11 protein-coding genes are annotated in these 14982 nt (G+C 51.9%); 4 read left to right on the plus strand and 7 right to left on the minus strand.

Annotated elements, in window-relative coordinates; translation table 11 throughout:
• Nucleotides 1–160: 160 nt before the first annotated feature.
• The 4 genes from VHE34_RS19850 to radA all read right to left on the minus strand — a co-directional run bounded on the left by VHE34_RS19850 (nt 161) and on the right by radA (nt 4824).
• Nucleotides 161–1297 (minus strand): hypothetical protein, encoded by a 1137-nt coding sequence (locus VHE34_RS19850; RefSeq protein WP_325590865.1) that lies wholly within the window; start codon nt 1295–1297, stop codon nt 161–163.
• 123 nt (nt 1298–1420) lie between these two features.
• Nucleotides 1421–1942, minus strand: a complete 522-nt coding sequence (locus VHE34_RS19855; RefSeq protein ID WP_325590868.1) for a glutathione peroxidase — start codon at nt 1940–1942, stop codon at nt 1421–1423.
• Nucleotides 1943–2026: 84 nt separating this feature from the next.
• Entirely contained in the window at nt 2027–3430 is a 1404-nt protein-coding gene (locus tag VHE34_RS19860) for a choice-of-anchor Q domain-containing protein (protein ID WP_325590870.1), read from the minus strand.
• A gap of 20 nt (nt 3431–3450) precedes the next feature.
• On the minus strand, nt 3451–4824 hold the full coding sequence (gene radA, locus VHE34_RS19865) for a DNA repair protein RadA (RefSeq protein ID WP_325590872.1): 1374 nt from the start codon (nt 4822–4824) through the stop codon (nt 3451–3453).
• An 838-nt stretch (nt 4825–5662) separates the two neighbouring features.
• On the opposite strand from radA, the gene VHE34_RS19870 reads away from it, so the two are divergent.
• From VHE34_RS19870 to VHE34_RS19885, 4 genes are all read left to right on the plus strand, one after another.
• Nucleotides 5663–5938: a hypothetical protein gene (locus VHE34_RS19870; protein WP_325590874.1), complete on the plus strand. Its 276-nt coding sequence runs from the start codon at nt 5663–5665 to the stop codon at nt 5936–5938.
• Between the two features lie 198 nt (nt 5939–6136).
• Nucleotides 6137–9325 (plus strand): SusC/RagA family TonB-linked outer membrane protein, encoded by a 3189-nt coding sequence (locus tag VHE34_RS19875; RefSeq protein WP_325590876.1) that lies wholly within the window; start codon nt 6137–6139, stop codon nt 9323–9325.
• Between the two features lie 36 nt (nt 9326–9361).
• On the plus strand, nt 9362–11029 hold the full coding sequence (locus VHE34_RS19880; RefSeq protein WP_325590878.1) for a SusD/RagB family nutrient-binding outer membrane lipoprotein: 1668 nt from the start codon (nt 9362–9364) through the stop codon (nt 11027–11029).
• Nucleotides 11030–11039: 10 nt separating this feature from the next.
• The gene (locus tag VHE34_RS19885; RefSeq protein WP_325590880.1) at nt 11040–11921 is read left to right on the plus strand and encodes a hypothetical protein; all 882 of its coding nucleotides are present in this window, start codon (nt 11040–11042) and stop codon (nt 11919–11921) included.
• A gap of 33 nt (nt 11922–11954) precedes the next feature.
• On the opposite strand, the gene VHE34_RS19890 is transcribed toward VHE34_RS19885, so the two are convergent.
• The 3 genes from VHE34_RS19890 to VHE34_RS19900 all read right to left on the minus strand — a co-directional run bounded on the left by VHE34_RS19890 (nt 11955) and on the right by VHE34_RS19900 (nt 14946).
• A complete protein-coding gene (locus VHE34_RS19890) occupies nt 11955–13514 on the minus strand; it encodes an Rne/Rng family ribonuclease (RefSeq protein ID WP_325590882.1) in 1560 nt (519 codons plus the stop codon).
• A 219-nt stretch (nt 13515–13733) separates the two neighbouring features.
• Nucleotides 13734–14603, minus strand: a complete 870-nt coding sequence (locus VHE34_RS19895; RefSeq protein WP_325590889.1) for a tetratricopeptide repeat protein — start codon at nt 14601–14603, stop codon at nt 13734–13736.
• 22 nt (nt 14604–14625) lie between these two features.
• A complete protein-coding gene (locus VHE34_RS19900) occupies nt 14626–14946 on the minus strand; it encodes an HU family DNA-binding protein (protein WP_303589791.1) in 321 nt (106 codons plus the stop codon).
• Nucleotides 14947–14982: the final 36 nt, after the last annotated feature.

A 14982-nucleotide genomic window follows, 5' to 3' on the forward strand; every position in this document is an offset into this window, starting at 1 on the left:
GATGCTACTTGTAGACGTAGGTAGAAAAATATGCTGAATACAAGAATAACAGTTTTCCTATGGAACCGGTGCTGATCACATATTCACTCTTCACGACCGGCCCACTTCGGGGTTTCACTTCTTTCACCTGGCCTCGAAGGGCCATGGCCAAATATACACTTTAATTCACTACCATAAGCTTGCGGTCTGCCAGAATATGGTACACCTTGATGGTCAACGCATGAAAAAGCATCTTCGCGTGCGCGTTGCGCTCGATATAGTAGGCGGCCCGGTCCAGCTCCTCAATGATTGCCTGCTGCTGGGCGACATCGGCTATCTTGTTCAATTTCAGAGCAATATCTCTTTCGCCGGCAGGCATTGGCAGCCCTTCCGCCCCGATGAACCGGAGCCGGATCGACTGCTCCAGCAAATGGTTGAAATACCGCAGGAACTGCTTTTGCCGCTCCCGACCGGATTTGCTGATCTCATCGATCCATTTGACCTGGGCGATGGGCCCGTTCTTGAGGATCGCATTCAGCCACTCCCGCAACACCCCCTGCCAGTCGTCCTCCGCATGGCGTATTAGCTGCAGGGCTTCATGATAATTGCCTTCACAGAGCACCGCGATTGGCCGCGCCTGTTCGGCCCCGATCTTAGCGCGCTCGATCAGCGCCTGCTCGATATCCGCGGTTTCAGGCAGCGGCACCTTGACCAGCTGGGTCCGGGAAAGGATCGTTTGCAGGATCAGCGACTCGTTTTCGGCCACCAGCAGGAAAAGCGTATTGGCCGGGGGCTCTTCGATCAGCTTCAGCAGCTTGTTCCCCTCGTTCCCCAGATACTCCGGCATCCACATGATCAGGATCTTATAGCCGCTCTCGAAGCTCTTCAGGTTCAATTTGTGGATAATATCGTTACACTCCTGCGCCGTAATATTTCCCTGCTTGTTCTCGGCGCCGATGAACTGAAGCCAGTCATAGGCATTCCCATAGGGGTGTTGCCCGATGAACTCCCGCCATTCGGCGCCATAGTCGGTGCTGACCGGTTTGTCCCCCGATTTTTTAGGGATCACCGGGTAGGAATAATGAATGTCCGGATGGATCAATTGTTTTGCTTTGACACAGGGCGGGCAAACCCCGCAGGCGTCTCCGGCCCTGGGCTGCTCACAGACGACATATTGCGCAAAGGCAAGCGCAAGCGGCAGGGCGCCGCTTCCCTCAGGGCCCAAGAACAGAAGGGCATGACTCAACCGGTTGCTGTGGACCAATTCCACCAAATGTTGTTTTACCGGCGCCTGCCCGATAACGGATGCGAACGACATTCCGCAAAAATAGAAAAAGAGGACGGCGCGACAAGAAAAAATCGCACCGCCCTCTTTTTCCCGCTAATGTCCGGCGCGCTACGCGAACGCCGGGGAAAGGGCCTCAAACGAGACCCTTTCTTTTTAGTTCAGACATTTTAAGATGTCCGGATCCATCGGCTTCACCTTACTGGGGAACACCGCCACCAGCTTGCCGTTCTCATCGACCAGGAACTTCGTGAAATTCCATTTGACCACCGGATCGGCAACGCCCAGCTTGTGCGCCTCGTCCGTCAGATACTTGAACAAGGGCTGGATATTTTCCCCGATCACATCCCCTTTCTCCGCCATGGGGAAGGTGACGCCATAATTCTTGGTGCAGAATTCCGTGATCTCCGTCGCCGTTCCGGGTTCCTGCTGCCCGAAATTGTTGGCGGGGAAACCTATTACTACCAGCTTGTCCTTATACTGCTCGTATAATTTCTCCAGATCGGCGTATTGCGGAGTATAGCCGCACTTGCTCGCGGTATTGACGATCAGTATTTTCTTGCCTTTATATTTGGCGATATCCAGGGGCTTGCCGTCGAGACCGGTCACTTTGAAGTCATATATGCTACTGGGTGCGCTGGCAAGCAAGAACAGCGAAAGCAAAAGTACGCGTACCATAAGATGGATGATTTTTGATTAAAATGAGACATCCAAGTTACCAAATTTGTGGCAGAACCGTTGCGCTACGATTAAAATGAGTAACTACTGACGTTGATAGGCTCCCAGGTCAGGCGACAAAGCCGGCCGCGGATTCCCGTCCAGATCCGTCACCAGGGCTGTCCCCGCCCCAACTCCCGCCGCCGGGCTGCCGGCCCGGAGATGAAAATTGTAGTAAAGGCGTGAATTATTGACACTGTCAAACTGCGGGTCCTGGTTGGCGATCATCCCCGCAGCCGTCACGCCGGTCGGCGCAGCCTTTACCTTCCAAAGGCAATTCGTAAAACCGATATTGAAGGCATGGGTGCCCTGGCGGCTAACGACTACCTCGTTGTCTACGCTTCCATTGCCGCCCCAGAATATACAATTGGTGAAGCCGGCTTGCAGATCGCCCGACACTGTCGAGCTGCCCTGCTGCACCACATCGGCGATAGCCAGCACCGGCTGGCTATGGGTCATCAGCGTGTTCGAATAGGAGGCCGCCGTGCACTGGAGGAATTGATAGCTTCCGCCGCCGCCGATGACCACATTCTTCCCGCAATTGCTGATCAGGCAATTGTTGGCCTGCAGGCTGCCTCCGACCGCCAGTATCCCCGCATCATAGCTATTATCGATGATACATTGCTCCAGAAACACTTTCGGCGTCGTACCCGCGGGCGGCGACAACACCACTACCGCCTGATAGGCATTCCGGATCACGGCGTATCGCAGATGATTCCCCGTGCTCGTCTCACGGAAATAAATACCCGGAAATCCGCCCGGGAAACTGTTGTAGGGCGCATCGCGCCGGTCCCCCTGGAAAGACACCTTCGTGCTGTCATATTTCTCGCCGTCGACCACCAGCGACCCGTCCACGAGCAGCGGAGCATCGGCGTGGAAATAAACCTTTGTTCCCGGCTGGATCGTCAGCCGCGCATTGCTGTCCACCCGCAGCCCGCCAAGGATGACATAGGGCAGCTGGTTATCCCAGATTGTAGAACCGGTCAGCACCGCATTGCGGAGAAAATGGGCGTTCTGTCCATAGGCCTGCAGCTGGATGAATCGCTTGTTCCCGTTAAAGGCCACCTCGATGCTGTCCTGTACGACGAAAGGAAGACCTGCCGATCGCGGATCGATCTGCACGGCGGCGAAGATATAAAGGCTGTCGCCGGCATCGAGGTCGATATTATCCCGCTCCGGCCCGGCCACGCCGTTGATATTAAGATGAAAACAGGACGCGCTTCCCCCCATCAGCCGGACCGATGACAACCTCAGCTTCTGGTTGTTGGCATTGACGATCTTCACGAACTCGGTGATGGATCCTGTGGAGACAAAGACGGTATCGAAGAAAAGCGTGTCCGCGGAGACCTGGATAACGGCATTCGATGAAGTGATAAAATTATTCTTCCGGCATGCGATAGCAAACACCAGCAGGACGACCGGAAAAAGCAACAGCAGTCGATTCTTCATGTCACTTTAACGTTAATGCGTTAAAACAATTGCTTATACACTTCCTCTACCCGGCCTACGGGAACCACTTCGATATCGAATTTTTGGCCACCGACCCCTTTTTGATTGTATTTGGAAACGAAGATCCGCTCGAAACCCAGCTTTTCGGCTTCGGCGATCCGTTGTTCGATCCGGTTGACCGCCCTGATCTCTCCACTGAGCCCGACCTCACCCGCAAAACAGACTCGGGGCGAAACCGGAACGTCCTCATAGCTGCTTAGCAGGGCGCACAACACCGCCAGGTCGATCGAGGGGTCTTCCACTTTTATCCCGCCCGCGATGTTCAGGAACACATCCTTTACTCCGAAATGAAAGCCCCCCCTTTTCTCAAGTACCGCCAGCAGCAGCTGAAGCCGGCGCAGATCATGACCGCTGACCGTCCGCTGCGGCGTGCCGTATACGGACTGCGTCACGAGCGCCTGGACCTCGATCAGCAGGGGCCGTACGCCTTCGATCGTCGCCGCAATAGCGATCCCGCTGAGTTGTTCCTCTTTCTGAGTGATCAGGAGCTCGCTTGGATTGCTGACGCCCCTCATGCCCCCCTCGGTCATTTCATAGATGCCAAGCTCGGCCGTACTGCCGAACCGGTTCTTTAACGTACGCAGGATGCGATAGGCATAATGACGGTCGCCCTCGAATTGCAACACCGTGTCCACCATATGCTCCAGCACCTTTGGACCGGCAATGCTTCCGTCCTTTGTGATATGACCGATCAGGAACACCGGGGTATTGGTCTCTTTCGCGAAACGCTGGAATTCGGCCGTGCATTCGCGAATCTGCGAGACGCTGCCCGCCGAGGATTCGATGTAGGGAGACTGCAGGGTCTGAATGCTATCGACGATCACCAGCTGTGGCTTCAGCTTCTTTATCTCCTGGAAGATCACCTGTGTCGACGTCTCCGTCAGCAAATAGAAGTCGTCATTGCGGATGTTCAACCGGTCCGCCCGCATCTTGATCTGCTGTTCGCTTTCTTCCCCGCTGATGTATAGGGTCCGGATACCGGTCAGCAGCAAACCATTCTGAAGAAAGAGCGTGCTCTTGCCGATACCCGGCTCGCCCGCAACAAGCACGATGCTTCCGGCTACGATCCCGCCACCAAGCACCCGGTTCAACTCCGCATCCGCGCTGTTGATCCTTTTCTCGCCGGCACTCACCACCTCATGAAGGGATAAAGTCCGGCTCTCCTTTTTATCCGTGCCGAATTTTTTCCAGTCCCGTTCTTCAAGCCGGTTATCTTTTGTGATCACTTCCTCTACAAAAGTGTTCCATTGTTCACAGGATGGACACTTGCCAAGCCATTTTGCACTTTCATAACCACAGTTGCTGCAAAAAAATGCCGTCTTGATCTTACTCATGCGGTAAAATTAATCTTATCGTTCCCTAAATTGGAAAACCAATGCTTCAAAATGAAAAACAAACGGGTAAATCAGCGGAAGAAAAGGAGAAGTTTGTAAAAAGTAAAAGGGCCAGCTAAATCGCCGACCCCTTACTTACTAACCCATTAAATTCTTGCACTAAATTACAAATTAGCGCCACATTGCAAAATAAATTTTTCGCGGTGTGAATAACTTTAACCCCCTCCAGGGCCGTCTTGGATAGTTCTCAAAAAAGCTCGTAACAAATTAATAAACAATATATTATGAGCGACAAAAAAGCACCGCCAACACCCTCGTTTTTTTTAAAGGATTGAATATTAAGCGCACGAAATCCCCAAAATTTTTTAAAAGAATTTTTTCCTCGAAACACCTCAAAAATCAAATTTATTTTTTCTGACATTCGATCGGTTTCTACAATAATCTTGTTATTTTTAATACTCACCCTCCTCCGCCTTATATTATTGAAAAGAAGCATTTAAGCCATCCTATCCCCGAACCCTGTCGGATTGGAATTTGTTGGCATGCAAGTTTTTTTAAGAAGGTTTCCTATGCTTTTGAGCTAGTTACAATTGTCTGATAATGATTATATTGCTCCTGGCTAAAATTTGCTAACAGGGAATTTCTAAAAAAAATGTTAATCTCAATTAAATTCTAATTAAAAAAGCACTAATTTAATTGAACCAAAGCTAACGTCGGATAGAAGTAAGGCAGGTATGTAAGGTCCTTAGTTTCAATCTGATATGGTCTTAACGTTAGTTAGCGCCATTGCTGACCATAGTGAAAGGCAAAAAGCATTTTTCACTATTAATAACTACACATGAGAAAACTTCACTGCTTGCTGGTGGGCATCCTGCTGCTCATCGGCCAAGGGCTCCGCGCTCAAACTACAGAGGTCTCAGGCAAGATCACCGATCATCCCACTGACCCTCCCTTTTTTAATTCTGCGATCCCGATCGACAAAACAATCAAAGGAAGAGTGGCGGCTGTCACTCTGATCGCAGTCCTCAACACGGGCAACAATTCCCTTAACGAAATGATCGCCACCGGTGTCACCCTGCTGGGCCAGGCACCGGCAGGCGATAAGAATGTGTGACTCAATGTTGACAGTGAAAGACGGCCCCCGTTTCCACGGGGGCCAATTTTCTTGTCGCGACGACATTTAACAAAAAGGTCTTTTTTGTTAAAATCCCGGTCGATGACGCAAAGTTTCTTATATTCATCTGCTTCACTGCTTAGCATTGGGTTGCACGGAGGAATTTTTGAATTACTTTCCACACCAACCTTTCTACACATGAGAAAATTACACGGTTGCCTCTTGAGCATCTTCCTGCTCTTGGGCATCGGGCTATTTGCCCAGAATTCCGAGATTACCGGAAAAATTACCGACCCCACCGGGTCACCTATCCCCAACGCAAGTATTCGAATAAAAGGTGTAAAAGGAGGCACCAGCGCGGATGTGAACGGAGAGTTCAAGATCAGGGCCGCAGGCAACGCAACCCTTATTGCCTCGGCGGTCGGTTTTGAGCCAATGGAGATACAGGTCAATCACCGCACTTCCGTCACCTTTGCCCTTCGATCCGCGAACCTGTCCCTGAGCGAAGTGGTTGTTACCGCCCTGGGGGTCAAGCGCGAGAAGAAAAGCCTCGGATATGCCGTAACGACGGTCGGCAAACAGGACGTCGAGTTGAGACCGGAAGAGGACGTATCCCGGATTCTGCAGGGTAAGACACCGGGTGTCGACATCCTGGCCACCAGCGGCATCTCCGGCTCGGGAACCAATATTTCCATCCGCGGTATCAGCACCATCTCAGGAGGCCCCTCCGCCCCCCTTTTTGTCGTGGACGGCGTACCCTTCGACGCAAGCAGCAATGTGAACAACAGCTTCCAGTACGGCGGCGGCATCTCCTCTACCAGTCGTTTTCTCGACCTGGATGCCAACGACATCGAAAGTGTAAGCGTGCTCAAGGGCCTGGCGGCGGCAACCCTGTATGGGGAAGCGGGACGCAACGGCGTCATCCTTGTCACTACTAAAGGCGGCTCTGGCCGGAAGACCAACAGGAAAATGGAGATCACCGGATCCCAATCCCTCTTCGCCAACCAGGTCGCCAACCTCCCGGACTATACCTCCAAATATGGCGGCGGCTTTGACCTGGCACCTTCGGCCGCATTCAGCAATTGGGGCCCTCTCTTCACCAACCCGCCTTTGCAGGTTTCCTACTCGCCTTCGCTCGTCGCCGCCTATCCGCAATACGCAGGTAAAACCCAGGATTTCCGGAATTATAATAACAATGTTCGCGACTTTTTTCGCACGGGCCTCATCAGCACGACATCCGTAAATGTGGGCGCTTCGGGTCCCAACACCACCTTCAACGCCAACTATACTTATATGGCGGATAATGGCTTCACACCGAATAACCGGGTGTTCAAGAACAATTTCGGCATCGGTGGCACCGCTAAACTGGCCAATAATTTCACCGCCAATGCTACGCTGAACTTCGCGATCACCGACATGCAAACTCCGACGGTTGGCGCCAACGGCGGCGGCGGCAGCGCCGATGTCGCTTCCGTATTCGGCGACCTGATCTTTACACCGCGCAGCGTCAATTTGATGGGACTTCCGTATCAAAACCCGGTCGACGGATCGAGCGTCTACTATCGCAACGGCAACGATATCGAAAATCCCCGCTGGACCGCAGCCAATGACATCTCCGGCGACAAGACCTATCGCACCTTCGGCACCTTCGCTCTCAAATACGACATCGTGAAAGGCCTCGCCATCAACTACCGCTTCGGTCTCGACCTCTACCAGGAATACCAGTCCCTGATGGTCAACAAAGGCGGCAAACAAGGCGGACCGGGTTACGTCAACGGCCTCTATCGAACCACAAATCTCCAAAACTCCGTACTCAATAATACTGCATACCTAACCTACTCATCCACGTTCGCCCAGGATTTCTCCCTGGACCTGGAGACCGGCTTCGATATGCGCCATGACCGTTTCAGCCAAAACGGACAAAAGAGTACCCAACAGATCGTTTTCGGTCTCTTTGACCACAGCAACTTCATCAGCCACGATATCGTCGACGAAGGCGGCTCCGACCTGGACTATAAGTCGGAAGAGATCAGGGAAGGAGTTTTCGGTCAGGCTACCATTGGGTACAAAGACTTTGTTTATGTCACCGGGGACGCCCGCAACGACTGGGTCTCTACGCTGGAGCCTGCCCATCGCACCCAGTTCTACCCCGGCGTGAGCGCATCGTTCATCCCAACCGCGTTACTGCCCGCCCTCCAGCGCAGCAAGGTAGTCAATTACCTCAAACTACGCCTCGGCTATGCGACCAGCGCCCACTTTCCCACGCCCTACAACACCCGCCCCTACATCAACCTGTCGACAAATTCCTTTGTCGACAAGAACGGAAATGTCATCAATGTGGCATCCATCCCCAGCCAGGTACCCAATCCCAACCTGCGACCGGAACTGATCAAAGAGACTGAAGCAGGCATCGAAGGCAAGTTCTTTGATAGCAGACTGGGTATCGACCTGACCGGTTATTTCCGCACCGCGCAAAACCAGATCCTCAACAGGCAATTGGACGCTTCCACCGGCTATAGCACCACCACGATCAACGCCGGCGCCGTGGATAACAAAGGCATCGAGGCATCTGTTACGTACACCGTAATCCGGAACAAGAACGTTAACTGGGACCTTACAGGCAACTTCTTCCTCAATCGCAGCAAAGTTCATGACCTCCCGGCCGATATCAAACAGATCGAGCTGAACGGCGGTGGTTATACCAACCTGGGCGGCTTTGCCATCAACGGAAAGCCACTCGGCATATTGGAGGGAAGCTACACGCAGCGTGATCCGAAAAGCGGCAAAAAGATCGTGGATAACAACGGATACTTCCTGTCTTCTTCGGATATCGCCGTTATCGGCGATCCCACGCCCAGGTACAAGCTGACGGGAATCTCCGTACTTACGTGGAGATATATCACCTTCCGCATCCAGTTCGACTATACGCATGGAGGAAAAATGTGGTCCAACACTGTCCGAACTATGCTGGCAAGAGGCGTGACAAAGGACACGGACTTCGACAGGACCCTCCCCTTTACCATCCCCAACACCGTCAAACAGGATGGAACGCCAAACGATATCCAACAAAGCGTGGACAACATCTATTTCAACTCCTATGGGTTCGGCCCCAACGAGGAATCCATTTGGGATGCAACCGTCATCAGGTTGAGGGAGGCCTCCCTGGCCTTTGCCGTTCCCGCCAAACTGCTAAAAGGCACCCCCTTTGGCGCCGCCTCATTCAGCGTCTCGGGCACAAACCTCTGGTATTTGGCGCCCTATTTTCCCAAATACACCCGCTTTGACCCGGAAGTCAACAGCCTGGGTGTTACGAATGCAAAAGGCCTCGACTTTTTCGCCGGTCCCAGCTCCCGCCGCTTTGGTGCAAGCCTGAGATTATCATTCTAACCCTCAAAATGAATTATTATGCGATCAATAAAATTCATGCTATTTCTGTTTTCCAGCCTCGGGATACTTTTCCTGGGGGCTTGTAACAAACAATTGAGCCCGCTTCTTAACAATCCAAGCGTGCCCTCTCCTTCGGCCGCCGATCCAGACTTGTATCTTAACAACCTGCAAATAAGTTTTAAGAACTTTTTCCAAAACGCCACCGACCTCACCGATCAACTGACCAGGCAGGAGATCATGTATGGGCCTACCTACTTTAATGCTTATCAACCGACAAGCTTCGATGGGATCTGGTCGACGGCCTATGAGAACGTGTTCCTTACCGCGAACACAATGATTCCAATCGCAGAGGCAAAAGGGGAAACGGTCCACGCCGGCATCGCCCAGGCGCTAAAGGCGTATACCATGATCACCATGGTCGACCTGTTTGGCGACATTCCTTATTCGCAGGCCGACAAGGGAGTCGCGGTTCCAAACCCTCAGGTCGACAAAGGGGCGGCTATTTACGACTCTGCGATCGCCCTGCTGGATTCGGCGATCGCGAATTTTGCCATAAAACCGTCTGTGAAACCTGCAACGGATCTTTTCTATGGAGGTAATGCGACCAATTGGACGTCGCTGGCCAAGACGTTGCTGCTCAAGGCGTATATCCAAACCCGACTGGTCGACAACACGGCGGCGGCCAAAATCACCGATCTTGTCAACGAAGACGACCTTATCAATTCTCAATCACAGGATTTCGCCTTTTCCTACTCGACCCATAGCCAGGCGCCCGACGCAAGGGCATCGCATTATGTGGGAAACTATGGAACGGATAATGGCGCCGGAGACTACATCGGTACATGGTTCATGTGGGAGCTCGCAGACGCCAAGGGCTTTCAGGACCCTAGAGCGCGTTACTACCTATATCGGCAGATCGACAACGTCTTCACCGATTCCCGGACAGCAAGCCAGACGACCAGGCAATTTGCCATACCCTGCCTGTATCGCACCGATCCCTACGCTCCGGGAGTTCCCTACTGCCTTGTAGATACCGGCTACTGGGGACGTGATCACGGCAATAACGAAGGGATACCACCCGATAATTCCCTTCGCACCACGTGGGGCCTCTACCCCGCGGGCGGCGCATTCGATTACAATCAGAATATTGCCATCGGCCAAAGCACCGGTAGAGAAGCCGGGGCGGGCGGAAATGGGATAAACCCCATCTGGCTCTCCTCCTATACTTATTTTCTGAAGGCCGAGGCGGCGCTCGTCCTCGGGACACCCGGCGATCCAAAGGCGTTGACCATCAAAGGAGTGGACGCCAGCTTCAATAAGGTGGCCGGTTTTGCGGCTAGTATAGGGTACAAGATCCCGACCTCGGATACCAATATGCTGATCACCCCCACGAACCAGCAGAAATATGAAACCACCGTATCCAACCTCTACACGAACGCCGGAACCACTGCTGACAAATTGAACATTATCGAAACGGAATTCTACCTGGCCGCCTGGGGCAATGGTGTGGAAACCTACAACAACTACAGGAGGACGGGATGCCCCAATAACCTGCAGCCCACGCTTGGTCCCAGCCCCGGTGATTTTGTCCGGTCATTCTTTTATGCTTCGGTCTACGCCAACTACAATAAGAATGCGGTTCAAAAGACGACCACCAATGTGAAAGTATTCTGGGATACAAACCCCGACAATTTTGTCTATTAAAATCACGCACATGAAAAAGATCATCATATCATTTGCAGTATTGGGAATCATGCTCGTACTGCTTCACGCCTGCTCTAAAAAGAATATCTCCGGGGATTCCTCCAACCTGGTGATGGGGTCCTATATTACGCTGGACTCCACCATCAACGGAATCCTGGACGTAGGCAACTCGGCCAGCACTGTTTCGATCAAAATAGGAAAGTCCGTAGGCGCCGCGGTCGCAACCGTCAACGTCTATGCGGCCACCGGCTCCAACACGGAGGATACCTCGAACTGGAAATTGATCAAAACGGTGACCTACTCCGATGGGCTGGTGCTGAGCGTATCTACCGCCGAGCTTTCACAGGCGCTTGGCGCCAACCCGGCCCCCGGTAACAAATACGTTCTTCAGAACCAGGTGGTCACGAAAGACGGACGGAAATTCTCCACGTCCAATACCCCCGACACCTATAATAGCTTTCCGGCTTACAATATGGCGCTTACCTGGTATGCGACCGCCGTCTGTGCCTTTACAGGGAATATGGCAGGCGACTACTACCTTACCAAAGACTCGTGGAATGATTACGGTGCCACAGCCGCAAATCCCGTCCTTATCCCTCATGCGGTCGTCGACGGTCCGGGTGCGAACCAGATCTCTATATACGTTTATCCCGGTGCACCCGCCGGCGGCGTAGAGACGGGGCCGATGATCGTCAACGTAAACCCGGTCACCGGTGCAGCCACCATTGTAAAATCCGACATCGGCAACTATGGCGACCCATCGTCGGAAACAACTGTCACCGGCACCGGCTTCGTTTTTGATTGTGTGGGTGTCATCGACCTTAAGATAAACTTCAACTATGGAGGCACCAACTATGCCAGCCAGGAAATGATTCTCAAAAAGACCCCATAAAGCAGGAGGGGCGGCCATCGGCCGCCCCTCTTTTCATAACTTGATCTCGTCTTCCTGGTTGTCGAAGAAATGGAATTCCGTGAGGTGGTAATTGGTGTTGGCGCGGATGCGAACCTTCTGCTTGTACTTCCAGCGCCAGTTCCACTGACGGCTGCCGATACCCAGGAAGCCGCCCTTTGTAAGATAGGCATGCATGATCGGATGCACGCTAAGTATGAGGTCCTTGTGCTGATGATTGATCAGGTAGCTGAGGTTCTTCTCGATCTCGTCCTCGAGGATCAGCGCCGAAGAGATCTTGCCCGTTCCATTACAGGTGGGACAAACTTCCTGCGTGTTGATCGTCACCTCGGGCTTCATCCGCTGACGGGTGATCTGCATCAGCCCGAACTTCGAGATCGGCAGCACCGCATGCTTCGCCCTGTCGGTCTTCATAAACCCTTCCATCGCCTCTATCAGCTTCCGTTTGTTGTCCGGCAGCTTCATATCGATGAAATCCACGACAATGATGCCCCCAAGGTCCCGAAGCCTCAGCTGCCGCGCGATCTCCTCGGCGGCCTCCAGGTTCGTTTCCAGGGCATTCTGTTCCTGATTGTTACTGACGCTCTTATAGCCGCTGTTCACATCGATGACGTGAAGGGCTTCCGTATGCTCGATGATAAGATAGGCGCCGCTCGGTAGGTTCACCGTCTTGCCAAAAGCGGCCTTTACCTGTTTGGTCACGCTGAATTGATCGAATATGGGACTGCCATTGTGATAATACGAAACAATATCGATCTTATCCGGGGCAATCCGCTGGATATAGGACTTGGTATCGTTGAAGATATTACGGTCGTTGATAACGATCTTGTTGAAATCTTCGTTCAACAAGTCGCGCAGCATGCTCGTGGTCTTGGTCTGCTCGCTGAGGATCTTCGCCGGGGCGACCGCCCCCTTCAGGTTCCGCTTGATGGTCTGCCAGGTGGCCACCAGCTCCGTCAGATCCTCATGAAGCTCGGCCGTATTCTTACCCTCCGCCGCCGTCCGCACGATGACGCCGAAGTTCTTCGGCTTGATCGCCTCGACGATCTTCTGCAGGCGTTTCCGCTCGTCCGAAGAATGGATCTTCCGCGATACCGCAACGATATCATTAAAGGGAGTGATGACGACAAAGCGGCCCGGAAGGGAAATCTCGCAGCTCAGCCGCGGACCCTTCGCCGCAATTGGCTCCTTCAATATCTGTACAAGGATATGCGGCTTCCCATTAAGAACCTCGTTGATCTTGCCCGTCTTGATAATCTCAGGTTCCACCTGGAAGGTGCCGAAATCAAAACCGCCGGGAACCGTATCGTTCATCGCCTGTTGCGTGAATTTCAACAGACTCCGGGCGTATGGGCTCAGATCCGTATAATGGAGAAAAGCGTCTTTTTCAAAACCTACATCCACAAAAGCGGCATTCAGACCAGGGATCAGCTTCTTGACCTTTCCCAGGTATAAATCCCCAACCGCAAAGCTGGCATCAGCCTTTTCATGGTGTAGCTCCACCAGCTTCTTATCTTCAAGAAGAGCTATTTCAACACCCTGCGGAGTTGCGTTTATGATAAGTTCCTTATTCAAGCGTATCGGACTTTTCCATCATCTTCAGCCATTTTTCTTTCAAACCTCGGCCAATCAACAACCATTTAAGCGTTGAAGCAACTACTTGTTCTTCTTCTTATGGCGATTCTTTCTCAGTCTTTTCTTACGCTTGTGCGTCGCAATTTTATGACGCTTACGCTTTTTACCACAAGGCATACTCAATACATTTTTTTAAGTTAATAAATAGAATTCCAGCGACTATTGCAAAGATTTGATACGCGTATCAATCTCTTTCACCATCTCGGGTTCCCGGTTTCCTAATAGTTTTTTTGCAGCTTCATACCAACGGATGGCATCCGTTTTGTTGCCTTTTTGCTGGTTGACTTCGGCTAGCAGGAGTGTCGCTTCGATATTGGCAGGTTGATGTCGAACAACGGTTGTCAAACGTTCAATAGCTTTATCGTATTGCCCCGACTGAAGCCCACCCCAACCCAGCATCAACTGAGCATACATATTGGTGGAATCCCGCCTGGCTACTTCCAAAATCCGCTGAATCCCCTGCATCACCTCCATCGGGCTCCCGGCCGAGCTTCCAAAGATGTAGCTCGCACCAAGACCCACTTTTGATGAATCATTGTTGGGATTCAGCTCTAACGCCTTTTCAAACAACTGTTTAGCATCGGTGGCCATCCAACCCTTCAGCGCCGGATCTTCTTGCCCCCTCAAGCCTTGCAAAATTAATTGGGCAGCAAAGGTGAGACTTTTTTCAGAATTTTCCAATTTAGCCGCTTCTCCGGTGTAGTATGCATACAATAGGAAGCCGTCCTGAACCGAATCCTTCCAGAAATCAGCCAACTGACGGTTGGCATTCAATTGCTGCGTCTTTACATCTCCTCTTACCACAGCGTTTTGCAACCTGCTTACATAAGATTGTTGAACAGGAGTCAACCTAGCCTCGTAGGCTTGTCGAATTTCCTGTAAACCAATGGATTTAACAGGGGAAGTACCCTGAGCTCCGCCGATGGCGGCTTCCACTTTCGAATGCGGAGGAACAGTTTGGCCAAAAAAATACAGAGCGAGTAATAATAGCACCCCGGTGCCGGCTACAAGATATTGCTGTCTCTTCATGCTAATGATTCGAGACGCAAAATTACATCTCTTCGTCCGGGTTTGGCTGATCTTCCTTCACCGACTGCAACTTTTTTACTTCTGCAACGAATTCTTTAGCTGGTTTGAACGCAGGAATAAAATGTTCAGGGATATGGACAGCCACATTCTTCTTGATGTTGCGCCCAATCTTGGCAGCCCGCTTCTTCGTGATGAAACTCCCGAACCCACGAATGTAAATATTCTCTCCCTGGGACAGGGTTTCTTTCACTTCTTTGAACATGGTTTCCAACGTTACCAGAACGTCGACTTTAGGTATACCTGTTTTTTCCGATATTTGGTTAACAAGGTCCGCCTTTCTCATGGGGATTAAGTTTTATAAGTTTCTGATTTTAAATAT

The sequence above is a fragment of the Puia sp. genome (genome assembly GCF_035546395.1).
Classification (GTDB): Bacteria; Bacteroidota; Bacteroidia; order Chitinophagales; family Chitinophagaceae; genus Puia.

Bases quoted from the DNA above. Each gene is read 5' to 3' on its own strand.
- VHE34_RS19850 (WP_325590865.1), bottom strand. From the start codon at position 1,297: ATGTCGTTCGCATCCGTTATCGGGCAGGCGCCGGTAAAACAACATTTG.
- VHE34_RS19855 (WP_325590868.1), bottom strand. From the start codon at position 1,942: ATGGTACGCGTACTTTTGCTTTCGCTGTTCTTGCTTGCCAGCGCACCC.
- VHE34_RS19860 (WP_325590870.1), bottom strand. From the start codon at position 3,430: ATGAAGAATCGACTGCTGTTGCTTTTTCCGGTCGTCCTGCTGGTGTTT.
- radA (WP_325590872.1), bottom strand. From the start codon at position 4,824: ATGAGTAAGATCAAGACGGCATTTTTTTGCAGCAACTGTGGTTATGAA.
- VHE34_RS19870 (WP_325590874.1), top strand. From the start codon at position 5,663: ATGAGAAAACTTCACTGCTTGCTGGTGGGCATCCTGCTGCTCATCGGC.
- VHE34_RS19875 (WP_325590876.1), top strand. From the start codon at position 6,137: ATGAGAAAATTACACGGTTGCCTCTTGAGCATCTTCCTGCTCTTGGGC.
- VHE34_RS19880 (WP_325590878.1), top strand. From the start codon at position 9,362: ATGCTATTTCTGTTTTCCAGCCTCGGGATACTTTTCCTGGGGGCTTGT.
- VHE34_RS19885 (WP_325590880.1), top strand. From the start codon at position 11,040: ATGAAAAAGATCATCATATCATTTGCAGTATTGGGAATCATGCTCGTA.
- VHE34_RS19895 (WP_325590889.1), bottom strand. From the start codon at position 14,603: ATGAAGAGACAGCAATATCTTGTAGCCGGCACCGGGGTGCTATTATTA.
- VHE34_RS19900 (WP_303589791.1), bottom strand. From the start codon at position 14,946: ATGAGAAAGGCGGACCTTGTTAACCAAATATCGGAAAAAACAGGTATA.